Annotated in this window: 19 protein-coding genes; 9 read left to right on the forward strand and 10 right to left on the reverse strand. The window is 72.6% G+C overall.

Translation table 11 applies throughout. From position 1 onward, the window contains the following. Nucleotides 1–155: 155 nt before the first annotated feature. Complete coding sequence (locus tag ACFV6E_RS01220; protein WP_385161899.1) at nt 156–1,358, reverse strand: ROK family protein; 1,203 nt, start codon at nt 1,356–1,358, stop codon at nt 156–158. An 84-nt stretch (nt 1,359–1,442) separates the two neighbouring features. After that, complete coding sequence (xylB, locus tag ACFV6E_RS01225; protein WP_385458704.1) at nt 1,443–2,906, reverse strand: xylulokinase; 1,464 nt, start codon at nt 2,904–2,906, stop codon at nt 1,443–1,445. A 182-nt stretch (nt 2,907–3,088) separates the two neighbouring features. Between xylB and xylA the strand changes: the two genes are divergently transcribed. Next, a complete protein-coding gene (gene xylA / locus ACFV6E_RS01230; protein ID WP_385458706.1) occupies nt 3,089–4,255 on the forward strand; it encodes a xylose isomerase in 1,167 nt (388 codons plus the stop codon). 482 nt (nt 4,256–4,737) lie between these two features. After that, nucleotides 4,738–5,346, forward strand: coding sequence for a hypothetical protein (locus ACFV6E_RS01235; RefSeq protein ID WP_385161893.1), 609 nt, complete (start codon nt 4,738–4,740; stop codon nt 5,344–5,346). A 99-nt stretch (nt 5,347–5,445) separates the two neighbouring features. On the opposite strand, the gene ACFV6E_RS01240 is transcribed toward ACFV6E_RS01235, so the two are convergent. The 3 genes from ACFV6E_RS01240 to ACFV6E_RS01250 all read right to left on the reverse strand — a co-directional run bounded on the left by ACFV6E_RS01240 (nt 5,446) and on the right by ACFV6E_RS01250 (nt 11,034). Beyond that, the gene (locus tag ACFV6E_RS01240) at nt 5,446–6,789 is read right to left on the reverse strand and encodes an esterase-like activity of phytase family protein (RefSeq protein WP_385458708.1); all 1,344 of its coding nucleotides are present in this window, start codon (nt 6,787–6,789) and stop codon (nt 5,446–5,448) included. Between the two features lie 184 nt (nt 6,790–6,973). Further along, nucleotides 6,974–8,251 carry an SWF or SNF family helicase gene (locus ACFV6E_RS01245; protein WP_385458710.1) on the reverse strand — a complete coding sequence of 426 codons (1,278 nt, stop codon included), beginning with the start codon at nt 8,249–8,251 and terminating at the stop codon, nt 6,974–6,976. Beyond that, nucleotides 8,248–11,034 carry a DEAD/DEAH box helicase gene (locus tag ACFV6E_RS01250; protein WP_385161938.1) on the reverse strand — a complete coding sequence of 929 codons (2,787 nt, stop codon included), beginning with the start codon at nt 11,032–11,034 and terminating at the stop codon, nt 8,248–8,250. Before ACFV6E_RS01250 ends, ACFV6E_RS01245 begins: the two co-directional genes overlap by 4 nt. A 329-nt stretch (nt 11,035–11,363) precedes the next feature. Here ACFV6E_RS01250 and ACFV6E_RS01255 point away from each other — a divergent pair, with 329 nt between their 5' ends. Next, nucleotides 11,364–11,552: a hypothetical protein gene (locus ACFV6E_RS01255; RefSeq protein ID WP_385161887.1), complete on the forward strand. Its 189-nt coding sequence runs from the start codon at nt 11,364–11,366 to the stop codon at nt 11,550–11,552. 21 nt (nt 11,553–11,573) lie between these two features. Here ACFV6E_RS01255 and ACFV6E_RS01260 read toward each other — a convergent pair whose 3' ends face one another. The 3 genes from ACFV6E_RS01260 to ACFV6E_RS01270 form a co-directional block, all read right to left on the reverse strand. Continuing rightward, nucleotides 11,574–12,932, reverse strand: coding sequence for a tannase/feruloyl esterase family alpha/beta hydrolase (locus ACFV6E_RS01260; RefSeq protein WP_385458712.1), 1,359 nt, complete (start codon nt 12,930–12,932; stop codon nt 11,574–11,576). Between the two features lie 150 nt (nt 12,933–13,082). After that, nucleotides 13,083–14,033, reverse strand: coding sequence for a hypothetical protein (locus tag ACFV6E_RS01265; RefSeq protein ID WP_385458714.1), 951 nt, complete (start codon nt 14,031–14,033; stop codon nt 13,083–13,085). Nucleotides 14,034–14,167: 134 nt separating this feature from the next. Continuing rightward, complete coding sequence (locus tag ACFV6E_RS01270; protein WP_385161936.1) at nt 14,168–14,473, reverse strand: hypothetical protein; 306 nt, start codon at nt 14,471–14,473, stop codon at nt 14,168–14,170. Between the two features lie 128 nt (nt 14,474–14,601). Here ACFV6E_RS01270 and ACFV6E_RS01275 point away from each other — a divergent pair, with 128 nt between their 5' ends. After that, nucleotides 14,602–15,507: an oxygenase MpaB family protein gene (locus ACFV6E_RS01275; protein WP_385458715.1), complete on the forward strand. Its 906-nt coding sequence runs from the start codon at nt 14,602–14,604 to the stop codon at nt 15,505–15,507. Between the two features lie 283 nt (nt 15,508–15,790). On the opposite strand, the gene ACFV6E_RS01280 is transcribed toward ACFV6E_RS01275, so the two are convergent. Further along, on the reverse strand, nt 15,791–16,390 hold the full coding sequence (locus ACFV6E_RS01280) for a class I SAM-dependent methyltransferase (protein WP_385161879.1): 600 nt from the start codon (nt 16,388–16,390) through the stop codon (nt 15,791–15,793). A 171-nt stretch (nt 16,391–16,561) separates the two neighbouring features. Between ACFV6E_RS01280 and ACFV6E_RS01285 the strand changes: the two genes are divergently transcribed. The 5 genes from ACFV6E_RS01285 (at nt 16,562) to ACFV6E_RS01305 (ending at nt 21,669) form a co-directional block, all read left to right on the forward strand. Next, complete coding sequence (locus ACFV6E_RS01285; RefSeq protein WP_385161877.1) at nt 16,562–17,380, forward strand: MHYT domain-containing protein; 819 nt, start codon at nt 16,562–16,564, stop codon at nt 17,378–17,380. Between the two features lie 65 nt (nt 17,381–17,445). Beyond that, nucleotides 17,446–20,085 carry a nitrate- and nitrite sensing domain-containing protein gene (locus tag ACFV6E_RS01290; RefSeq protein ID WP_385458717.1) on the forward strand — a complete coding sequence of 880 codons (2,640 nt, stop codon included), beginning with the start codon at nt 17,446–17,448 and terminating at the stop codon, nt 20,083–20,085. After that, complete coding sequence (locus ACFV6E_RS01295; protein WP_385161873.1) at nt 20,082–20,519, forward strand: roadblock/LC7 domain-containing protein; 438 nt, start codon at nt 20,082–20,084, stop codon at nt 20,517–20,519. Before ACFV6E_RS01290 ends, ACFV6E_RS01295 begins: the two co-directional genes overlap by 4 nt. Nucleotides 20,520–20,537: 18 nt before the next feature. After that, a complete protein-coding gene (locus tag ACFV6E_RS01300) occupies nt 20,538–20,951 on the forward strand; it encodes a DUF742 domain-containing protein (protein WP_385161871.1) in 414 nt (137 codons plus the stop codon). A 112-nt stretch (nt 20,952–21,063) separates the two neighbouring features. After that, nucleotides 21,064–21,669 carry an ATP/GTP-binding protein gene (locus tag ACFV6E_RS01305; protein WP_385161869.1) on the forward strand — a complete coding sequence of 202 codons (606 nt, stop codon included), beginning with the start codon at nt 21,064–21,066 and terminating at the stop codon, nt 21,667–21,669. Between the two features lie 113 nt (nt 21,670–21,782). Here the strand turns inward: ACFV6E_RS01305 and ACFV6E_RS01310 are convergent, their stop codons facing one another. Next, nucleotides 21,783–22,211 carry a PPOX class F420-dependent oxidoreductase gene (locus ACFV6E_RS01310; RefSeq protein WP_385161867.1) on the reverse strand — a complete coding sequence of 143 codons (429 nt, stop codon included), beginning with the start codon at nt 22,209–22,211 and terminating at the stop codon, nt 21,783–21,785. Nucleotides 22,212–22,243 lie beyond the last annotated feature (32 nt).

The following is a 22,243-nucleotide window of genomic DNA, read 5'->3' on the forward strand; positions in this document are numbered from 1 at the left end:
TCACGGTACGGCGCTTCGCCGTTGGGCAGGAAGAGCGCTGTGGGCAACGGTGGACGACCGTCCGCATGTGGATAACTCGCTCACTCCTGAGAGGGAACGGGGCAGGAGAGAAGCGTGCCCCGGGCCGTGGTGGGACGGGAGTCGGCCGAGGAGGTCTACGGCCGGGCCGCCACGGCCGCCGGGTCGTCGAGCACCGTGCGCACCACTGAGTGCGCCGCCCCGAGCAGCGGGCCTTCCGGACCCAGCCGGGACACGGTCACCGCGCACGCGGGCCCGGCGGAGCGGCGCGCCAACTCGCTCTCCAGCGACGGCAGCAGCCACGGCGCGAGACCGGCCAGGGCGCCGCCCAGCACGACGGCGCGGGGGTCCAGCAGGTTGACCGCGCCGGTCAGCGCGATACCGAGCGCGGTTCCGGCGCCTTCGAGAGCCCGCCGTACCCTCGCATCGCCCTCGGCCGCGCGTCCGGCCAGGAGACCGACCCGGTCCGCGTCCGGTTCGAGGCCCGCCTCGCGCAGGACGGCCTCCTCACCGGCGTACTGCTCGAGACAGCCGCGGCCGCCGCACACGCAGTCCGGGCCGTCCGGGCGCACCGGCACGTGCCCGAGTTCGCCCGCGAAGCCGCGAGTGCCGCGCAGCAGCCGCCCGTCGACGACCACGGCGGCGCCGATGCCGATCTCCGCGGACACGTGCAGGAAGTCCTGCGGGGTTCCGTCGCCGAGCCAGAGCTCCGCGAGGCCGCCGAAGTTGGCCTCGTTGTCCACGGTCAGGGGCAGTTCGCCGGGCAGCAGGGCGCCGAGGTCCGTGTCGTGCCAGTCGAGGTTCGGGGCGCGGACCACGGTGCGGGCGTCGCGGGCCACAAGGCCCGGCACGGCCACCGCCAGACCCGCGGGCCACAGCCCCTCGCGCTCGGCCTCGGCGACGACCCGGTCCACCAGCCCGGCCAGTTCCTCGGTCACCGGCCCGGGCGGCCGGCCGCGGTTGGCGCCGTGCCGCACGGCCCTCGCCCGCACCTCGCCTCGCAGATCGACCGCGCACACCGCGAGGTGGTCGACACCGATCTCCGCGCCGATCCCGGCCGGGCCGCGACCGCTCACGGCCAGTGCGGAGCCGGGGCGGCCCACCCGGCCGGGCCGCTCCGGGCCCAGCTCCTCCAGGAGACCGGACCGGATCAGCTCGTCGACCAGCGTCGAGACCGCGGCACGGGTCAGACCGATGTGCGAGGCGACGGCGGCCCGGGAGAGCGGGCCCTCGGCGCTCAACGTGTGCATGACGCGGGCGAGATTGCGGCGGCGCATGCCCTGCTGGGTGTCGGGCAGTCGCCGGCCGGACGGCTGGGCTTCGTGCAGTGGTGCGGTCATGCCTCCGTCAGTCCTCGTCCGGCCGGTCCCCGTGGGGCTGTCCTGATCGAGCCGGTCGCCCTCCGCTCCCGCTGTCGGCTCGCGTCAGCCTCTGTCCGTGGTACCGGGCTCGCCGGTGTCCCGCTCCAGCAGCGGGGCCGCGTCGGAGAGTACCCCGGCGATCCGGTCCAGCGCCGCCCGGTCCTGCTCCACCGCGTCCAGCACCGGACCACGGGCCGTGTCCCAGCGGCGGGCCACCGCGGCCGGGTCCTCGCCGGTCAGCAGGCCCGCGGCCTGGGCGGCGGCCCCGAGCGCGACCAGCTCCCCGGCCTCGGGCACCTGTACGGGCCGCCCCGACAGCCGGCGCACGGTCTGCTGCCAGGCCCGGCCCCGCGCGCCCCCGCCGATGAGCAGCAGCGGCGCGGAGCGGTCCGCGTCCTCGTCGAGGACCAGATCCAGCGCGCCCAGCAGGGAGTGGACCGCACCGTCGTAGGCGGCCTGCAACAGCTGACCGCCCGTCGTGTCGTGCCGCAGCCCGTGCAGCAGGCCCGAGGCGTGCGGCAGGGCAGGCGTGCGCTCGCCGTCCAGGTAGGGCAGCAGGGTGACGGAATCGCTCGGTTCCACCGCCTCGCGGTCCAGGCCGAGCAGGGCGGCGACCCGGTCGACGGCGAGTGTGCAGTTGAGGGTGCAGGCCAGCGGCAGCCAGTCGCCGCGCGCGTCGGCGAAGCCCGCCACGGTACCGGTCGGATCGGCGGACCGCCGCGTCGAGACGGCGTACACCGTGCCGGAGGTGCCGAGGCTCAGCACGGCCGTGCCGGGGCGCAGTCCGAGGCCGAGCGCGGCGGCCGCGTTGTCCCCGGTGCCGGCGGCGACCAGGGTGCCCTTGGCGAAAGGCAGTTCACCGCTGTCGCGCACGGTCCCGGCCACCTCGCCGGGCCGCACAACACGGGGGAGGAGAGCGGGGTCGAGGCCGACGTGGGCGAGCACCTCCTCGTCGTACGCCTCGGTCGCCGACGCCCACCAGCCCGTGCCCGAGGCATCACCGCGATCCGTGGTGCCCTGCCCGGTGAGGCGCTCGGTGAGGTAGTCGTGCGGCAGCCGCACGGCCGTGGTCGCCCGGACGGCGTCGGGCTCGTGCTCGGCCAGCCAGGCCCACTTCGTGACCGTGAACGAGGGGCCCGGGACGCTGCCGCACCGCTCGGCCCACGCCTTCGGGCCGCCCAGCTCCTCGACCAGACGCGCGGCCTGCGGCGCCGAGCGCACGTCGTTCCACAGCAGGGCGGGCCGCACCGGATCGCCCTGGGCGTCGAGTGCGACCAGGCCGTGCTGCTGCCCGCCGATCGACACCGCCGCCGCCTCCCGCGCCGCGTCGCCGCACTGGTGCAGCGCCTCACGAAGCGCGTCCCACCACTGGCGGGGATCGCTCTCCCGGCCCGCTCCGGTGGAGACGGTGTGCGGGGCCTGGCCGCTCGCGACCACCCGTCCGGTCGACACGTCGACGACCAGTGCCTTGGTGGACTGGGTGGACGTGTCCACCCCGACGACGAGCGGACCCTCGGCTGCTGACATCGGGCTCTCCCTTTTCCCGCGGCTCTGCGGGATCTGTCTGGTGCGGCGTGGTGCGGCGTGGTGCGGCGCTCCCCGGACCGCAGGGACCGGGTTTCGCACTGGGTCTCTTCCCAGAGATGCCTCCGCATACTAATTTGTTAAGCGCCATGACGAAATAGTCGGAGCGAGCAAGGAGCCGCGGCATGAACTACCAGCCCACCCCCGAGGACAGGTTCACCTTCGGCCTGTGGACCGTCGGCTGGCAGGGAAGGGACCCGTTCGGCGACGCCACCCGGCGCGCCCTGGACCCGGTCGAGTCGGTGCAGCGCCTGGCGGAACTCGGTGCCCATGGAGTGACCTTCCACGACGACGACCTGATCCCCTTCGGGTCCTCGGACAGCGAGCGCGAGTCGCACATCAAGCGCTTCCGCCAGGCGCTCGACGCGACCGGCATGAAGGTGCCGATGGCCACCACCAACCTGTTCACCCACCCCGTCTTCAAGGACGGCGCCTTCACCGCCAACGACAAGGACGTGCGCCGATACGCCCTGCGCAAGACGATCCGCAACATCGACCTGGCGGCGGAGCTTGGCGCGCAGACGTACGTCGCCTGGGGCGGACGCGAGGGAGCGGAGTCCGGTGGCGCCAAGGACGTGCGCGCCGCGCTCGACCGCATGAAGGAGGCGTTCGACCTCCTGGGCGAGTACGTCACCTCCCAGGGCTACGACCTGCGCTTCGCGATCGAGCCCAAGCCGAACGAGCCGCGCGGTGACATCCTGCTGCCGACGGTCGGCCACGCCCTGGCGTTCATCGAGCGCCTGGAGCGCCCCGAGCTCTACGGCGTCAACCCCGAGGTGGGCCACGAGCAGATGGCCGGACTCAACTTCCCGCACGGCATCGCCCAGGCCCTATGGGCCGGCAAGCTCTTCCACATCGACCTCAACGGCCAGTCGGGCATCAAGTACGACCAGGACCTGCGCTTCGGGGCGGGTGACCTGAGGGCGGCGTTCTGGCTGGTCGACCTCCTGGAGAGCGCCGGTTACGACGGCCCGCGGCACTTCGACTTCAAGCCGCCACGGACCGAGGACCTCGACGGCGTGTGGGCGTCCGCGGCCGGCTGCATGCGCAACTACCTGATCCTGAAGGATCGTGCGGCGGCGTTCCGCGCCGACCCGGAGGTGCAGGAGGCGCTGCGGGCCTCCCGCCTCGACGAACTCGTGCAGCCCACCGCGGAGGACGGTCTCGCCGGACTGCTCGCCGACCGGACGGCGTTCGAGGACTTCGACGTGGAGGCGGCTGCCGCGCGCGGTATGGCCTTCGAGCGGCTGGACCAGCTGGCCATGGACCATCTGCTGGGGGCGCGTGGCTGACATTTGCTGTGGCTGTGGCTGTGGCTGTGGTCATGGGCGTGTGCGTCGGCGTGGGCGTGGGAGTAGGCGTGACCCTGGTCGCGGTCGCGGTCGCGGCCGCGGCCGGGGCCGGGCGTCGCAGTCGGAGTGGGATTGCGCCGGAATCGTGCGATCCGTGAATTCGGTCCGTATCAACTTGCGCGCAAGGGTCGCGTGCTGACCGGTTCGAGACGACTCTTGACGGTATGGCCATGCCGCCCGTACCGCCTCAGCCGCCGGGGAACACGCCTCCTCCGGGGGACGGTGGATTCGGTCCGCCCCCCGGAGGCTTCGGTCCACCGCCGGGAGACTCGGGCCCGCCTCCCGGCGGCTACGTGCCCGGCGGATACGGTCCGCCGCCGGGCGGCGGCAACTGGTCGTCGGGGCAGGGCGGTGACGGCGGGGCGGGGCCGCCCCAGCCGCCTCCCGGTGGGGGCGGCCCGCGTCGGAACACCCTCCTTTTGGTGCTCGCGGCAGCCGTCGCTCTGGGGGCCATAGCCGTCGTCCTGCTGGTGACCGGCGGAGGCGACTCCCCGGAGAAGAAACCGCCGGCCGAAACCGGCGGTGGCACGAGCCGGTCGCCCGAACCGTCGCTGAGCATCCCGTCCGAGCTGCCCAGCGAACTGCCTTCCGGGCTCCCCTCCGAAGTGCCGTCGGAGCTTCCCAGCCGGCTGCCCAGCGACTTCCCGAGCGATCTCCAGACGCTCTTCGCGACCCCGGCGGGCAAGGACGTGCCGTACTACATGCTGAAGGCGGGCGACTGTTTCGACGCGGACGCCGACCAGCCCGGGCAGGCGGCCAGGCGCTCGTGCCGTGAGCCGCACGACGCGGAGGTCGTGACGGTCGAAGAACTCGAGGGCATTCATGAGACCGACGCGGCGCTCAGGAAGGCGGCCCTGGCCCTGTGCGAGAAACCGCTGGCACGGGCGGCGGCCGAGCAGCCCGGGAGGGCCGTACGCGTCACGCTGGTGCAGTACCCGGACACCGCCACCTACCGGATCGGTATCGACAGCGTGGCGTGCAGCCTGTCGGCCGGGGCCGGCAGCCACGGGCTGAGCCGGCCTCTGAAATGACTCCCGGAAACGCTGCTTGTCGGTGCGCGTGCGCGCGCGTGGCCGCATGCGACGGCCCACGCGCGCGTACTCAACGACGACGGTGGTGACGCCCGAGGGTCAGATGCGGTTCGACAGCCGCACGTACGTCACGGTCGTCTCGATGTCGCTGTCCACGAGCCGGCCGTCCGCGTCGAACGCCTCGGAGCCGTCCGTCATCCCGAAGTCGTTGTCGTTGATGAGGGCGAGCGTGTCGTCGTCCACGCGCGCGATGCCCTCGATCTTGCCGGGCACGCCCGCGACCTTGCCGAGGTCGACGACGAGACGCTTGCGCAGGACGGGTACGTCGGCGGCCGCCGGGTCGTCGAGCTCTTCGAGGGACGGCGAGGTCGTGTCGTCGTCCCAGGCGTCCGACAGGATGTTCGCGCCCCGGGTGAGCCGTACTTCGTGGATCCGGGCGGCGTTGTCCGTCCGTTCCTCGACCAGCAGGCGGTCATGGCCCACGGCGACCACGGAGGAGATCTTCAGCTCGGAGGTGTCGTCCTCACCGGGGTCCACGACGTCCACCGGGTCGAACCGGTAGGCGTACTCCGCGGTGACGGCCTGCTTCTTCGGCGAGAAGCGCAGCAGACGCGTGGTGCGCGAGGCTTCTCCCGCGTCCTCGTCCGGCAGTGACAGCGGGCTCTGGAGGGCGATCACCAGGTCGCCGCCCTCCAGTTGGGCGAGGCCCTCGAAACCACGGTTGATCTTGCGGTGCAGCAGGACGGCGGGCAGTGCCTCGACCACCTTGTAGTCCGTGCCCGTCAGGTTCAGCCCCTCGGGCACGTAGCGCGTGAGCACCCGCCCGCGCGCGGAGACGTGCACCAGCGAGGGCCCGTACTCGTCCACGAGCCAGAAGCTGCCGTCCGCGGCCCGCACGATGCCCTCGGTGTCCAGACCGTTCGGGTTGTACGCGAGCGGCTCCTGGGCGTCGTAGGAGTACGGCGCCTCGTCGCGGCCCTCCTGGTTGGACAGGCCGGTGACGGCCTTCCCCGAAAAGGTGGTGATCGGAATGGAGTCCACCACGCGCACGGTCTTCCCCGAGACGCGTATCTTCACGATCGCCGGGTCGAACCCGGGCACGGGGAACGTGCGGCGCTTCTTGCCGTCGACCTTGATCTGGCCGTTCGGGCCCCGGTCCGTGACGGTCCAGAACTCGCCCTTGCGGCCCGTGGGGTAGATGTCGCTGCCGATGCCTCCGAGATCGACGCCACGGTCGTCGTCCACCGTGCCGGGCAGCAGGGAGTTGCTGAACGTGCCCAGCGGGATGTCCCCGAGCGTCGCGGTGCCGGTCACTCGCGGCTCCGTGGCACGGCCGTGCGCGACGGCCGTCCCGGAGAGGGCCAGCGTGGCCAGTACCGCGAGCGGCAGCCCGATGGCGACGGAACGGTGGACGCGGCGCCGGCCGACGGCGTGCGGGGACATCGGGCCTCCTGGGGCACGGTTGTGGTGACGGTGGCCAGATTCGGCCGCCGCCCCCAACCAGGTGCGTCCACCGGGTGAACGGGAAGGCACGAGTCGTCGACTTCGAGGGAATGGCGGCCGGAAGCGGGCAGGTGACAGGGCGTCCTCCGTGCGACGCCCTGTCACCCGCACCCACTGCGTGCCGTCAGAGCGGTGCCCGTTCCTCGTCCTCCAGCGCCTGTGCCAGCGCGGCGGCCGGATCCGTGGACGGGCCGCCCGCGGGCGCCCAGCGACCCCCCTCCTCGCGATACGGCCACCAGCGGCCGTCCCGTCCCAGCCGGAGCTGCGCGGGAGTGCCGTCCACGGTCCACCGGTTCCCCGCCGCACGCAGTTCCGGCCGCTCGTCCTCGTCCCAGGCCGATTCCAGGGCGGTACGCGCGCGTGCGAGCGTTGTGGCGTCCGCGCTCCACTCGTCGCTCTCCAGGACGGACAACGCCGCCGCACCTCCGTTCCGCCAGGCGCGCACGGCGAGGCCGAGGCCGGTCCGGTCGCGACCCGTGCCCTGTGCGAGCCGGGTGGCGATCTCCTCGGAGGGGTCACCCGCCGCGAGACGCACGGCGTCCTGAGAGGCCGACAGCCCGGTCGCGAGGCCCTGTCGCTCATGTCCGGGGGTGACCGCCTCTCCGAGCAGCCGCAGGGCCTCCTGAGCGGCCTGCGTGGCGAGGAACCGCAGCGCGGCGGCGTCCACCCCGGGCGCGGGCCGCGTATCGGTGTCCAGGGACGGCGGAGGCCCGGACCGCTCCGGCACCGAGGGAGGTCCGGGCAGTGGCGGCAGGATGTCCCCGGCCGCGTACGCCTCGGCGGCGTCCACCCCCTCCACGGGCGTCTCCGGGGACGCGGGTACGCCGGACGGCGGGGCGCTGCGCGCCTGCAACTCGTCCAGCAGCAAGCGCTCGACCCGGCCCCGCATCAGCAGCAGCACGAAGGGATCCTCGTCCAGCAGGCGTGCCATCTGGTAGCAGAGGGCGGCTGTGTGGCCGCAGTGGTCCCACGCACCGCAGTCGCACTCCGGCTCGAGATCACCGAGACCGGGCAGCAGCTCCACACCCGCGGCCGCCGCGTCCTCGACCAGATGCGTGGGCATCTCGTGGTCGAGCAGCGCGGCGACGTGCCCCGCGCGCTCGGCGGCCATGTCCAGGAAACGGTCCCACTGATCCCCGGAGAGCTCCTGCAACAGGACGTCGGCTCGATGCCGCGTGCCGTCGCGGTCCCGCACCACGGCCGTAATGCGTCCCGGGCGCACCGACACCGCTCCGACGGCTCCCGCGCGTGCGAGTCCGCGGCCCTGCTTCACCTGCTTGAGATCCATCGCACCGTGCTCCAGTGCCGTCAGCCAGGCCCGGCCCCACCAGGTGAGGGCGAAGGCCCGCCCCTGGGAGGGCGGCAGCGCCCGGAACGTACGTTCGTCCCGCTGGTCCGTCATCGCGTCTCCCCTCGCAGCCGCACCAGGTCGGCCAGTTCGGCGTCCGTCAGTTCCGTCAGCGCCGCCTCGCCGGAGCCGAGCACCGCGTCGGCCAGTTCCCGCTTGCGCAGCAGCATCTCGGCGATGCGGTCCTCGACGGTCCCCTCGGCGATCAGCCGGTGCACCTGTACGGGCTGGGTCTGGCCGATGCGGTACGCCCGGTCGGTGGCCTGCGCCTCCACGGCCGGGTTCCACCAGCGGTCGTAGTGCACGACGTGCCCGGCCCTCGTCAGGTTCAGCCCCGTACCCGCGGCCTTCAACGACAGCAGAAAGACGGGCACTTCGCCCCGCTGGAAACGCCCCACCATGTCCTCGCGCCCCTGGACGGAAGTGCCCCCGTGCAGGAACTGCGACGGCACACCACGTGCTGCCAGATGCCGTTCGATGAGGCGCGCCATCCGCACGTACTGGGTGAACACGAGAACGCTCGCACCCTCGGCGAGGATCGTGTCGACCAGCTCGTCCAGCAGTTCCAGCTTTCCGGACCGGCCGGCGATCTCCGGCCGGTCCTCCTTGAGGTACTGCGCGGGGTGGTTGCAGATCTGCTTCAGCCCGGTCAGCAGCTTCACGACCAGGCCCCGCCGGGCCATGCCGCCGGCGCCGGAGATCTCCGCCAGGGTCTCCTGCACCACCGCCTCGTAAAGGCCGGCCTGTTCCTCGGTGAGCGACACGGGACGGTCGGTCTCCGTCTTCGGGGGCAGCTCCGGCGCGATGCCCGGATCCGACTTGCGGCGCCGCAGCAGGAACGGCCTCACGAGCCGGGCCAGCCGTTCGGCCGCGGCCGGATCGTGGCCGCCCTCCACGGCCTCGGCGAACCGTGCGCGGAAGGTGCCGAGCCGGCCGAGCAGCCCGGGAGTCGTCCAGTCGAGGATCGCCCACAGCTCCGACAGGTTGTTCTCCACGGGGGTGCCGGTCAGCGCCACGCGCGCGCGTGCCCCGATGGTGCGCAGCGCCCGAGCCGTCGCCGAGTACGGGTTCTTCACGTGCTGGGCCTCGTCCGCCACGAGCAGGCCCCAGCGCGCCCCGGCCAGCCGGGGCGCGTCGAGTCGCATCGTGCCGTACGTGGTGATCACGAACTCCCCGTCGGCCAGGTCGTCCAGGCTCCGCCGGGAGCCGTGGAAACGGCGGACCGGGGTGCCGGGCGCGAAGCGTTCGATCTCCCGCTGCCAGTTGCTCATCAGGGACGTCGGGCAGACGACGAGGGTGGGGCCCGCCGCCGACTCGTCGGTCTGCCGGTGCAGATGCAGCGCGATGAGCGTGACGGTCTTGCCCAGCCCCATGTCGTCGGCCAGACAGGCGCCGAGACCCAGGGAGGTCATCCGCGCCAGCCAGTTGAGCCCGCGCACCTGGTAGTCCCGCAACGTCGCGGCGAGTCCGGCCGGCGGCTCGACGGGCTCGTGCGCCTCCGGGTCGGCCAGCCGCTCCCGCAGCGTCGCCAGCCACCCCGTGGGCCGTACGTCGACCAGCGCGCCGTCGTCCTCGGCGGAACCCGTCAGGGCCGCGCTCAGCGCCTCCACGGGCGTGACCTTCCGGTCCTGCCGTGCCCTGGCGCGGCGGATCTCCCGGGGGTCGACCAGAACCCATTGGTCGCGCAACCGCACCGCGGGCCGGTTCGCCTCGGCCAGCCGGTCGAGTTCCTGCCGGGTGAGCCGTAGGCCGCCCAGCGAGAACGACCAGTCGAAGGAGAGCAGGGCGTCGGCGGACAGGAAGGACGGCACGTCGGAGACGGTCCGGCCCGGCCCGTTCCCCTCGTCGGCGGGGCCGATGACGGCTTGCGTGGTGAGGCCGAGGGCGAGCCCTCTGGGCCAGTGCACCTCGATCCCCGCCGCCGTGAGCAGCCGGGCGCCCTCGCCCAGGAGTTCGGCGGCTTCCTCCTCCGCGAGCTTCACCGCGTCGGGCACGGCCGCCGACAGCAGCGGAGCCAGCGGTGCCCAGACCCGGGCCGCGCGGCGCAGAGCGAGGAGTACGTCCATCCGCGCGCGCGGGCCGAACGCTCCCGTACCCGCCCACACCTCGGAGGCGTCCGCGACGAGCGCAGGATCGAGCGCGCTGTGCACCTGGAGCACCGCGCGGAAGGACAACGCCGCCCCGTCCGGTGCTGCCGGTTCCAGTCCGGAGATCTCGACGCGCAGCGAGATGCGCACTCCGGCGTCGTGCACGGCGGCCACGTCCGCGGCCCAGGCGTGCTGTTCGGGGATGTGCTGCGGCCGCTGGTCCGCGAAGGCGGTGGCACCCGCCGCGAGCGTCGCGGCGGGGGAGCGGGGCAGCGCGTCGGCGACGGCGTCCAGGAAGGCGCGCACCAGTGTTTCGGGGTCCGGCAGCCGCGGTGGTTCGGTCGTCTCCACGGGTACCGCGTGCGCCTCCGGCGGCATCGCCGCGGCCAGCTCCCTGATCCGCTGGACGTCCACCGCGCGGAGCGGGCCCACGCGCCACGCGTCGCGACCTTGCGGCGACAAGCCCGGCAACAGCAGCCCGCGCGCGACGCAGTGGAGCGCCTCGACGGCCGCCGCGCTCCAGAAAGCGGTCGACCGGTGTGCCCCGGTGGTGGCACGGGCCCGGGTCAGCACGGGCAGCGCGGCGGCCACCGGCAGCAAGGCGGCGGCTACGGCCACCCGTTCGGCGCCCTCGTCACCGGGGACGACGATCGTCACTTCCTCCGTGGAGCCGAGCGCGGTGGCGGGTGGTGCGCTTCCCTCCGGTTGCCAGAAGGCGACACGGCCGGTCCTGGCCGGATCGGCGGGCATGAACACGGCACGGCAGCGGGTCAGTTCGGCGACCTCGGTCGGCACTGCCGCGGTGATCTCCTGCTCGGTGATGGCGTATTCCTCAAATTTGACTACTGGGAGCGAGGGCGCCGAGGGTACCGCATGTCCGCGACTCGTGGAAACGTGGGACGGCCCGCGCCCGGCCGCGCGGCGTACTTCCGGAACCGGGCGACCGGGACGGTCCTCAGGGGAAAGTCGGGGGCGCGGCTCAGGGATGTGTCAGGGTCGAGAGCCGGAACTGCCGCACGTGCCGGTCCGTTTTCCACCACAGAGAGCGGCGATGGCCGCAGCCGCGAAGGAGGCTGCAGATGTCGAAGAACGCGAAGATCGCAGCAGGGGTCGGGATCGTCCTGTTGATCCTTCTGCCCGCGATCGGTGTGCCCTGGTGGATCGCCTTCCTGATCGTGCTGGGTGTGCCCGCCGCGGCCTACCTGACGCTCGATCCCTCGCAGCGGCGCAGGCTGCGCCGCGTCTCACGCCGGGAGATAGGCCGCTGAACCTCGGTGCTTCGCCGGGGCTCAGGCCAGAGCGCAGGAGTCGACCACGTCACCGCTCGTGGGCCTGCCGATGGTCCGGTCCGCGGGCGGCCGTGTGCCCCGCTCGACCCACGCGGTCAGCGCGCGGAACGCGGAGCGGTAGCACGGCAGGATCGGCCGTAGCCGGTCGGGATACGTGTCGTACAGCCCGTCCACGTGCGTGCCGCCCTCCACCGTGTAGTAGCGGTGCCGCTGCCCCCGCCCGCTTCCGTCGACCATGCGGGCGTACACGTCCGAGTCCGAGGCTTTGGGCAGCAGCGCGTCGAGGTCGCCGTGCAGGGTGATCAGCGGCCTGCCGATGCGTCCGGTGAGGGCGACCCGGGCGACCGCCCGGTGCACGGAGGCCGGGCGCGACGCGTAGTCGTACGCCGCGTCGGACGGGCAGGGCGCCAGTATCTGCTCGGCCGCGGACCGGGCGGACCGTCCGGGACAACCGGCGTCGTAACCGGGGTCGAACTCCGCGCGGTAGATCTTCTGCGTGACGCCCCAGTACGCCTTCTCGTGGTACGGCCACAGAAAGGCGGAGCCGGGCGCGAAGCCCACCGACTCCATGTCCTCGTCCCCTGCCGAGCCGAGCGTTCTCGCCACTGCCGTCGGCAGCGAGGTGAGCAGGTTCGGGCCGTCGGCTGTCCACAGCGCTCCCTCCCAGTCCACACCGCCGTCGTACAGCTCCGGGTGGTTCTCGAGCTGCCACCGGGTGAGGTAACCGCCGTTGGAGATCCCGGTCATGTACGTGCGGCGCGGGACGTGGCCGTAGCGCTTGGCGGCGCGCGTGAGCTGGGTGGTGCGCAGGTTCCACTCGGCCACCGCGTCACCGGGGCGGCTGCCGTCGCAGTAGAAGTCGGAGCCGCTGTTGCCCTTGTCGGTGGCGGCATAGGCGTATCCCTGGGCCAGCGCCTGGTCGGAGATGGCCGTGTCGGTCGCGTACTGCTTGCGGGTGCCGGGCGCGCCGGTGACGACCAGGCCGCCGTTCCACTGCTCGGGCAGCCGGATCACGAACTGCGCGTCGTGATTCCAGCCGTGCGCGGTGTTGAAGTGCGAGGTGTCCGGGAAGTAGCCGTCGATCTGCACACCGGGCACCCCCGACGGCCGGCCGGTGTCCTTGGCGGTGAGTCCCGCCCGATCGGCCATGTCGGTGTACGGGGTTCCCGAGAGGGTGGAGGTGGTCAGGTCGCCCAGGCATGCGCTCCGCTGGTGAGCGGCGCCGGGCACCCGTACCGTCTCGTACCCGCCGCAGTGCCCACCGTCCCGCGGCGCGGTGGCTGCGGCCGGGGCGGCCCCGGTGAGGGCCAGCGCCGTGGCGACGGCGGTGTGGAGCGGAACACGGCGGAAGGTACGCATGAGCTGGCCTCCGAGGACAGGCAGAGCGGGGAAGTCGCCTCATGCTGCGGTTCCAGCGGCTGCTCGGCCATGGGCGGACGCCACACTGAGCGCGCCCTACCTGTGGAGGTTCAAAACACCGCTTCCGTGAGCAGCGCGGCAGCCGGCCGTTCAGGCCGGACGGACCGCCATCTTGTCGAGCGCCTCCAGCAGGCCGGGCAGTTGCGGCCCGCGGCCGACCGGGAGCACTTCGCCGGGTTCGTCGTCCAGCAGGACGAACGCGATGTCGTCGGTCCTGGCCACCATGGACCAGCCGGGGCCGTCGGCACGCAGGGTCCGGGCCGCGCCGGGAGCGAAGGACGACCGCACCCGGCCGAGCGGAGGCGGCGTCTCCACGTATGCGCGGGCTTCGGCCAGGACACGGCGGATGCCTTCCCGGGCGGTGCTGTTGCCGGTGCCGGTGCTGGTCACCGCGGCGGGTTGCTCCGGAGCCCCCTCGGCCGCTCGCGAGTCCACCGGTTCCTCGGCGTCGGGCTTCTCGTCCCTAGGTTCCGTGCCGCCCGCATTCTTGTTCTCCGGTGCTGCCTTCTCCGGTTCTTTGCTTCCCGGCTCCACAAAGTGGTCGTCGGGGATCTGTTCGCGCCAGATCGCCCACTGGAGGGCGATCTCGTCGGCGCCGAGCCGCCGTTGCGCGGGGCCCCAGATCGTGGTGTCCGGCGGTGACAGGGGCGGTCGCTCGGCCACCTCGGGATCGGGATCGTGCGGGGCGGGCACACCGGGGGCCGCGACGGCCACCGCGAGCGGCCAGCCCGGCAACGCGGTGACGACCGAGCGCTCGTCGGGCGACAGATCGTACTCCATGCCGCAGTCCCACGACGCGATGGCCACCGCGACCAGCGAGACGTCGTCGACCACGACCGTCCAGCGTGCGCCGTCGCCGTCCTGGCCGATCACGAGGCCGTAGCCGTCGGCGAGGGGCGCGAGACCCAGCGCGGCGCACGCCTCCGGATAGTCGTCACCCAGCACGCTGGGGAACTGCGCGGGCGTCAGCAGCACCGCGGTGAGCACGTACAGCGCGTCGTCGTCCGCGGCGGCGACGGCTTCCTCGCCCGTCCCGGCCATCCCAGCCCTCCCCATCGCTTCGTCCGTCGGCGCACCTTAATGCGACGGGAAGGAGGTTGTCACGAGGGTGAACCACACCCGGAGCTGCAGTTATCCGACTGGACGGGGCGAAACGGCCTTCCGGCTTCCGGTTGTCAGGCGGCCGGGAGCCCGAGCAGCGACCGTGCCACCGTGCGCGGTGACTCGTCACGCTGCCGCGCCAGCACGATGACCGCCCGGCACGCCAGCTCGCTCACCCCGAAGGACAGCGCGTCGGGCGACACCCAGCCGGTGGCCTCGTCGATCCGGTCCTGGTCGTCGTCGGCGCACGCCGACACATAGGCCGCGGCCGCCTCGAACAGGTTGTGCCTGCGTTTCGCCGGCGGCCCGGCGCCGGACGGCTGTTCCTCGTCACGTCCGGCCGGTTTCGGACGCACCAACCGACGCAGTCTTCCGAGCATGCCGGACATCGGGCCACCTTCCCCCTGCGGTGCTGCCATCGTCCCGCTGCCGTCCGGGTGTTGTCGCCGTTCATCTGGCCCATACGAACGTAGAGTTGGAGGCTCGGCGGCAGAAGGGGGACCGTGCGGTGAAGCGTTTCGAACGGCTCGAACAGATCCGGCGACTGGACCCGGTGACGGACGCCTCGGACATCTACCGGCTCTCCGCGGCATACGAGTTTCCCTGGGACTTCACCCGGGCGCTCGAACTGGCGCTCTACCGCACCTACGCCGTCCCCAGCATCGGCCGGCTGCTCGCCGAGACGGCTGAACTCACGGACCGTACGCAGAAAAGGTACGACGACACCTCACTGCTCCTGGACGCCGTCGTCGAGCACGGCTTCGGCAGCGACGAAGGCCGCACGGCGATCCGGCGCATCAACCAGATGCACCGCAGCTACGACATCACCGATGACGACATGCGCTATGTGCTGTGCACCTTTGTGGTGATGCCCAAACGGTGGGTCGACGCCTACGGGTGGCGCAGGCTGTCGCGTCACGAGACCGTCGCCGCCACGGTGCACTACCGGACACTGGGCCGCCACATGGGCATCAGGGACATCCCGCAGACCTATGAGGAGTCCGAGTCCTGCCTCGACACCTACGAGGAGGCTCACTTCGGGTGGGACGAGGGTGCGCGCCGGGTCTCCGACGCGACGCTCGACCTGATGGCCTCCTGGTATCCCCGGCCGCTGAAGCCACTCCTGCGCACCGCGACGCTCGCCCTGCTCGACGATCCGCTGCTACGCGCCTTCCGCTACGAACCGCCGAGTGCCGCCACGCGCGCGTGGGTCCGGCGCGCGGTCCGCGCACGCGGCCGCGTCGTCCGTCTGCTCCCACCGCGCCGCGCTCCGCACCACGCACGGCAGAACTGGGAAATCAAGGGTTACCCGGACGGCTACCGCGTCGCCGACCTGGGCACCACACCCGTCCCGGGGGTGCGGGGGTGCTCCGTCCGGCACACCGGGACGTCAGCGGCCGCCTCCGGCGAGTGAGTCGATGGTGGTGCGCAGCCAGGTCAGTTCGGGCCGCTTCTGTCTCCATACCGCTGGACGGAGGTGGCGGGGACCGGCCCCGCGCGGTTGGTACGTCCACGGGCTGAGAGCTGCGGCTCCCCTTGCCGTCGAACTCCGCCTGCTTCCTCCGCACTCCCCTGGCTTCGATCCGCCGTTCGTCCCTCCCTGAGACCCCTGTTCGTCGATCTGCCGGAACACGGCATCAGGGGCTTCGACGCCCCGGACGCCTCCGTGGCCCAAGTGGCCGGGCCGGCCCGAGGGCTCAGCCCGTGCGCACGGCCAGTGCCAGGAACTGGTCGTCCTTGTCGACGTACGACGTCATGCGCCAGCCGGCCGCCGCCAGTACGGAGCGGAGATTGGGCTCCGCGCGCAGGTCGTCCGGGGTGATGCGCCGGCCCTGCCGGGCCGCGAGCGCCGCCCGGCCGACGGGGTGGAACAGGGCCAACCGCCCTCCCGGGCGTACGACTCTCGCCAGCTCACGGAGATCGCGGGCCGGGTCGGGCAGGTGCGAGACGAGGCCCGCTCCGAAGACGGCGTCGAGGGACCCGGTCCGCAGCGGAAGTCCGGTGACGTCGGCGAGCAGGAGCTGCCCGGCGCGGCCCCGTCCGGCCCGTACCGCGGCCGCGAGCATGGCCGGGGTGAGATCGGCCCCGACGACGACTCCGGACGCCCCTACGGCCGCTCGCAGCGGCGGCAGGGCACGCCCGGTGCCGCAGCCCGCGTCCAGTACGCGGTCACCCTCCTTCAGGCCGAGTTCGGTGACCGCGGCCGCGTAAGCGGGGCCGTCGTCGGGGAACCGGCTGTCCCAGTCCGCGGCCCGTGGCGTGAAGAACTCCCGGACGTGCGTGTGGTCATCGCTCATGTCTCGCATGATTCCGCACCGGCCGCGCGATGCCGTCACCGACATGAAGCACGAAGTGGTGCGCATGTTCGAGCGTGCCGCGATCGCTCGCTGTCCCGGTGCGTCATATTGCAGCAGCTTTCGAACTGCGCCCCCTTCGCGCGCCCCGGGCGGGACTAGCGTCCCGGAGCCATGGAACACCTGCACCACGCCACCTTCGGCTGGCTGACTCCCGTGCTGTCGTACCTGATGGCCTGTACGGGCGCCGCCCTGGGCCTGCGCTGTACCGTCCGCGCGCTCGGTGCCACCGGGCGGTCGCGCCGGAACTGGCTCCTCACCGCCGCTTCCGCGTTCGGCACCGGTATCTGGACGATGCACTTCGTGGCGATGCTCGGCTTCAGCGTCGAGGGGACCGAGATCCGCTACGACGTACCGCTGACCGTGCTCAGCCTCCTCGTGGCCGTACTGGTCGTAGGGATCGGCGTCTTCGCCGTCGGCTACGGCCGTGACCGCAACCGCGCGCTGGCCGTCGGGGGACTCACCAGCGGACTTGGTGTGGCGAGCATGCACTACCTGGGCATGGCGGCCCTGCGACTGCACGGCGAGCTGAGTTTCGACCCGCTGTGGGTCGCCCTGTCCGTGGTGACCGCCGTGCTGGCCGCGACAGTGGCCCTGTGGGCGGCACTGAACATCAGGACGCCCAGGGCGGTCGCCGTCGCCTCACTCGTCATGGGAGGGGCGGTCAGCAGCATGCACTACACCGGGATGCTCGCCGTGAGCGTGCGGGTCGGCCCCTCCGGAGCACCCCTGCCCGGTGCGACGGTGATGCAGTTCGTCTTCCCCCTCGCCGTCGGCCTCGGCTCCTACCTCTTCCTGACCTCGGCGTTCGTCGCCCTGTCGCCGACGGCCGGTGAGCACGTGGCCGCCGCGCCGGTCCGGCTGCCGGCCGGGGAACCTGAGTCACCAGAACCCTCGGAGACGGCCGGGGACACCGAGAACGCCGTTCGCTGAGCCGTCGCGGACCCGAAGCCGACGGCTCCGACGGACCGTCTCCACCCTCTTCGAGCGAGGAGGCCATGCGCACACCCCGCAGGCACCCCAGGGCCGGTGCCGAACCACCGACCCGACCACCCGTACGCGGTCGCCGCGCACACGCCGGCCCCCCGGCCGACGAGCGTTTCGACCTGGACGAGGCCATGGCCAGGACGATGCCGACGCTCTCCACGCGCGCGGGAGCGCTGCCTCTGCGCCCCCGCACCGTACGCGCCAGGGTCGTCTGTCTCCTGATGGTCCCCGTCGTCTCCCTGCTCGCCCTGTGGGCCTACGCCACCGTGAGCACGGCTCAGGACATCGCCCGGCTGCGGCAGACGCAGCGCGTGGACGCGACCGTCCGCGCCCCTGTCGACGCCGCCGTCGAGGCCCTTCAGGCCGAACGTGCCGCCGCCGTCCGGTACGCGAGCGATCCCGCCGCCCGGCGGCGCGGTGAGCTGGCGGACACGGCGGCGGACACCGACCGGGCCGTGGCGAAGCTGCGCCTGGGGGAGCGGAACACCGTCGCCGACGGCGCCGACCTGCCCACCGCGACGGCCGGCCGGCTGAACGCCCTGGTCACCGAGGCCGATCGGCTGCCGTCCGTGCGCACCGGGCTGCTGGACCGGGGAACCGGATGGAACGACGCGTACGACCAGTACACCCGGGCCATCGCGACCGCGTTCTTCGTGGGCGGAGCGCTCACCGGAGTGCAGGACACCGCTGCGGGCACCCACGCGCGCGTGCTGCTCGAGTTCTCCCGCGCGGGGGAGGCACTCGCCCAGGAGAACGCCGTACTGTCCAGCGCCAGGCCGACGGGCACGCTGGACGGTCCCCGGCTACGGCTGTTCACCGAAGCCGTCGGCACCCGCCGGGCGCTCACCGACTCGGCCACCGCCGATCTGACGGAGCCCGGACGAACGGCCTGGCGCGACCTCGCGGAGGGGAGCGCGTACGCCCAGGTACGCGCCGTCGAGGACGAAGTACTGGCCTCCGAACCCGGCCGCAAGGCCGCCGACGCCGCACCGGAGAACACCTGGAACGCGGCACACGAGCGGGTACAGGACGGCATGCGCACGATCCAGGCGGACACCGGCCGCGCCGCCGCCGACCAGGCGGACCCGCTCACCCGCGGCCTGCTCCCGGCGGCGGGCTCGGCGGTTCTGCTCGGACTCGTCGCCGTCGTCGCCTCGCTGCTGATCTCCGTACGCATCGGACGCGGCCTCGTCGTCGAACTCGTCGGCCTGCGCGACAGCGCCCTGGTGATCGCGCACCGCAGACTCCCGCACGCCATGCGGCGACTGCGCGCGGGCGAAGAGATCGACATCGACGCGGAGTCACCGTCCGGGCCGCCCACCGACGACGAGGCGGGACAGGTCGCCGCGGCCCTGGGCACCGTGCACCGCGCCGCACTGCGCGCGGCCGTCGAACGCGCCGAACTGGCGGACGGGATCTCCGGGGTGTTCGTCAATCTGGCCCGCCGCAGCCAGGTCCTCGTCCACCGGCAACTGAGCCTGCTCGACAGCATGGAGCGCCGCTCCGAGGACCCCGACGAACTGAGCGACCTCTTCCGGCTCGACCACCTCACCACGCGGATGCGGCGCCATGCGGAGAGCCTGATCATCCTCTCCGGAGCCGCGCCCGGCCGGGCCTGGCGGAAGCCGGTCTCCCTGACCAACGTCATCCGCGCCGCCGTGTCGGAAGTCGAGGACTACGCGCGCGTGGAGGTGCGCCAACTGCCCGAGACCGCCGTGGTCGGCGGTGCGGTCGCCGACCTCACCCATCTACTGGCCGAACTGGTCGAGAACGCCGCCCAGTTCTCGCCGCCCCACACCCGCGTGCGGATCACCGGCGAGGCGGTCGGCAACGGCTTCGTGGTGGAGGTCGAGGACCGGGGTCTCGGCATGGGCAAGGAGAGTCTCGCCGAGGCCAACCGCCGCATCCAGCGGTCGCAGACGCTCGACCTCTCCGACAGCGACCGGCTGGGGCTTTTCGTGGTGAGCCGGCTCGCCGCACGGCACGACATCAGGGTGCACCTGCACACATCGCCTTACGGCGGCACCACGGCGGTCGTCCTGCTGCCGACCGCCCTGCTGGACAGCGGTCCGGTGGAACGGACCTCTGCCGCCACCCGTTCGTCTCCCGCCACCGACCGGGAACCGGCGGCACCACGCGCGTACGCGCGCGTGGCGAGCGCACCCGACCCGGAACCCGTCCCGGCCCTTGTGGAACGGCCCGCCCTGACGCCTCCGGCGCCGGCCACCGACGAAGAGGAGCAGCCGGCGACCGACTCGCGAGCAACCGGCTCACGAGCAACCAGTCCGGCCGCAACCGGTCCGGCAGAGAAGTCCCTGAACGGATCGCCCGGCACCCCGCTCCCCGTAGTACGCACCGAAGTACCCACCTTGCGGCCGCACCGTCCCCCGGACGACACCGAGCCGTCCGACGAACTCCCGCGGCGCGTACGACAGGCGAGCCTCGCCCCGCAACTGCGCCACCAGCGCGCCGAAGAGCCGGCGTCGTCACCCGGCGAGCCGGACGACGACGAACGCACACCGGAGAAGGTACGTGCCCGTATGGCCGCCTACCGCGACGGCTGGGCCCGCGGTGGCGGCAGACCGCCCGGCCTCCGCCGGCCCCGGGAACACCCGGCGGACAGCGACAGCAGCGAAGGAGACCCCGCATGATGCACGATTCGAGCACGAGAGCCTCCGGGCGGTCGGGCGAACTCGACTGGCTGCTGGACGACCTGGTGCTGCGCGTCACCCAGGTGCGGCACGCCGTCGTGCTGTCCAACGACGGACTCGCGGTCGGCTCGTCCACCGGCCTCACGCGCGAGGACGCCGAACACCTCGCTGCCGTCGCCTCCGGCTTCCACAGCCTGGCCAAGGGCGCGGGCCGGCACTTCGGCGTCGGCGGCGTGCGCCAGACGATGGTCGAGATGGACGACGCCTTCCTGTTCGTGGCGGCCGCGGGCGACGGTTCCTGCATCGCCGTGCTCACCGCCGTCACCGCCGACATCGGCCTGGTGGCGTACGAGATGGCGCGGCTCGTCAAGCGGGTCGGCGAGCACCTTCGCACCCCGACGCGCGGCGCCGCCCGGCCGCCGACCGCCGGATGACCGAGGTGGTGCGCACAGATGACCGAGGACACCCCGGACGCCTCGCCGGAGCGGGGCAGCCAGTGGTACGACCGCGAGGCCGGACCGCTGGTCCGTCCGTACGCGTTGACGGGCGGCCGGACCAGACCGGGTCCCGGAGCGGCCGGGTTCGACCTGATCGCCCTCGTCGCACTGGACGCGCGTGCGCCCGGCCCGGGCGACGACACCTCGCTCGGCCCGGAACACCGCATCCTCGTCGAACTGTGCCGGTACGAAACCCAGTCCGTCGCCGAACTGGCCGCGGGAGCCGACTTGCCGGTGGGCGTGGTGAGAGTGCTCCTGGGCGACCTTTCGGCCCTCGGCTGCCTGTCCGTCAGCCGCCCGGTACCGCCCGCCCACCTGCCCGGCGAACGCATTCTGCGTGAGGTCATCGATGGCCTGCGGGCGCTGTAGAGCGATGAACGAGCATTCCCGAACGGTCCCGGAACGAGCAGTTGCCGCGATGCTGGTCCCACGCGGACGTACTCGCGTCGACCGTTGCAGGCACTCCTGAGAGAAGTGATCGATGGTTGTGGAGCATTCCGACGCCGCCGACGGCGACAGCACCGCCCTGGCGTTGAAGATCCTGGTCGCCGGCGGGTTCGGCGTGGGCAAGACGACCTTGGTGGGAGCGGTCAGTGAGATCAGGCCGCTGCGCACCGAGGAACTGCTGAGCGAGGCCGGTCAGTCGGTGGACGACACCGGCGGCGTGGACCAGAAGACCACGACGACGGTCGCCATGGACTTCGGCCGCATCACCATCAGGTCCGGCCTCTCGCTCTACCTCTTCGGAACGCCCGGGCAGGACCGGTTCTGGTTCCTGTGGGACGAACTGTCCCTGGGCGCACTCGGCGCCGTCGTCCTCGCGGACACCCGGCGGCTGGAAGACTGCTTCCCGGCCGTCGACTACTTCGAGCACCGGCGCATCCCGTTCGTGGTGGCCGTCAACTGCTTCGCCGGAGCGCGCGCCTACGACGCCCAGGACGTCTCGCGCGCCCTCGACCTCGACCAGGGCACGCCCGTGGTGCTCTGTGACGCCCGGGACCGGGACTCGGGCAAGGAGGTGCTGATCCGTCTCGTCGAGTACGCCGGGCGGGTCTACACCGCCCGGCTGCTCGACTCCGTCGGCTGACGGCGATCCCCCGGCCGCGTCGGCCGACGAGTGCGTCATCGGCCGACGCGGACAAATGGACGGGCAGCGGGGAACGTGCGGACGGGTGGGCGGGCAGAAGGGGGCGGGCGCGCTCAGTCGGCCACGTCGGCGAACCCCACCACCTTCTCGACCCTCATGCGTACCAGCAGTTCCCCCGGAACCCCGTTGCGCCTGCCGAACTCCTCGCCCCGGTCCTCGCCCATGTAGCGCGCTCCGATCCGCCCGGCCCAGTACTGGAGTTGCTCGGGATCCTCGGTGATCTCCGCCCGGCCTTGCAGGACGACGAAGGCGAAGGGCGGCCGGTCGTCGTCCACACACAGGGCGGCTCGGCCGTCGCGGACGAGATTTCTTCCTTTGACGGTCTCCTTCCCCGTGTTGAAGACCACGTCGTCACCGTCCAGCAGGAACCAGATCGGAGCGACATGCGGGGCTCCGTCGGCCTTCACGGTGGACAACTTGCCGGTGCGCGTGCCCTGCGAGACGAAGGCCCGCCACTGCTCATCGGTCATCTTCTGTGCCATGCCTTCCATCCTGCTTGCCCGTGCGACGGCTG

This window comes from Streptomyces sp. NPDC059785 (assembly GCF_042732375.1).
In the GTDB taxonomy this organism is placed as follows: Bacteria; Actinomycetota; Actinomycetes; order Streptomycetales; family Streptomycetaceae; genus Streptomyces.

What these genes read in the sequence shown, in the direction of transcription:
- ACFV6E_RS01285 (WP_385161877.1), top strand. Translation starts at nt 16,562, where the DNA reads ATGGAACACCTGCACCACGCCACCTTCGGCTGGCTGACTCCCGTGCTG.
- ACFV6E_RS01240 (WP_385458708.1), bottom strand. Translation starts at nt 6,789, where the DNA reads ATGTCCCCGCACGCCGTCGGCCGGCGCCGCGTCCACCGTTCCGTCGCC.
- ACFV6E_RS01295 (WP_385161873.1), top strand. Translation starts at nt 20,082, where the DNA reads ATGATGCACGATTCGAGCACGAGAGCCTCCGGGCGGTCGGGCGAACTC.
- ACFV6E_RS01245 (WP_385458710.1), bottom strand. Translation starts at nt 8,251, where the DNA reads ATGACGGACCAGCGGGACGAACGTACGTTCCGGGCGCTGCCGCCCTCC.
- xylB (WP_385458704.1), bottom strand. Translation starts at nt 2,906, where the DNA reads ATGTCAGCAGCCGAGGGTCCGCTCGTCGTCGGGGTGGACACGTCCACC.
- ACFV6E_RS01255 (WP_385161887.1), top strand. Translation starts at nt 11,364, where the DNA reads ATGTCGAAGAACGCGAAGATCGCAGCAGGGGTCGGGATCGTCCTGTTG.
- ACFV6E_RS01250 (WP_385161938.1), bottom strand. Translation starts at nt 11,034, where the DNA reads ATGCCCGCCGATCCGGCCAGGACCGGCCGTGTCGCCTTCTGGCAACCG.
- ACFV6E_RS01310 (WP_385161867.1), bottom strand. Translation starts at nt 22,211, where the DNA reads ATGGCACAGAAGATGACCGATGAGCAGTGGCGGGCCTTCGTCTCGCAG.
- xylA (WP_385458706.1), top strand. Translation starts at nt 3,089, where the DNA reads ATGAACTACCAGCCCACCCCCGAGGACAGGTTCACCTTCGGCCTGTGG.
- ACFV6E_RS01265 (WP_385458714.1), bottom strand. Translation starts at nt 14,033, where the DNA reads ATGGCCGGGACGGGCGAGGAAGCCGTCGCCGCCGCGGACGACGACGCG.
- ACFV6E_RS01270 (WP_385161936.1), bottom strand. Translation starts at nt 14,473, where the DNA reads ATGCTCGGAAGACTGCGTCGGTTGGTGCGTCCGAAACCGGCCGGACGT.
- ACFV6E_RS01290 (WP_385458717.1), top strand. Translation starts at nt 17,446, where the DNA reads ATGCGCACACCCCGCAGGCACCCCAGGGCCGGTGCCGAACCACCGACC.
- ACFV6E_RS01260 (WP_385458712.1), bottom strand. Translation starts at nt 12,932, where the DNA reads ATGCGTACCTTCCGCCGTGTTCCGCTCCACACCGCCGTCGCCACGGCG.
- ACFV6E_RS01280 (WP_385161879.1), bottom strand. Translation starts at nt 16,390, where the DNA reads ATGAGCGATGACCACACGCACGTCCGGGAGTTCTTCACGCCACGGGCC.
- ACFV6E_RS01220 (WP_385161899.1), bottom strand. Translation starts at nt 1,358, where the DNA reads ATGACCGCACCACTGCACGAAGCCCAGCCGTCCGGCCGGCGACTGCCC.
- ACFV6E_RS01305 (WP_385161869.1), top strand. Translation starts at nt 21,064, where the DNA reads ATGGTTGTGGAGCATTCCGACGCCGCCGACGGCGACAGCACCGCCCTG.
- ACFV6E_RS01300 (WP_385161871.1), top strand. Translation starts at nt 20,538, where the DNA reads ATGACCGAGGACACCCCGGACGCCTCGCCGGAGCGGGGCAGCCAGTGG.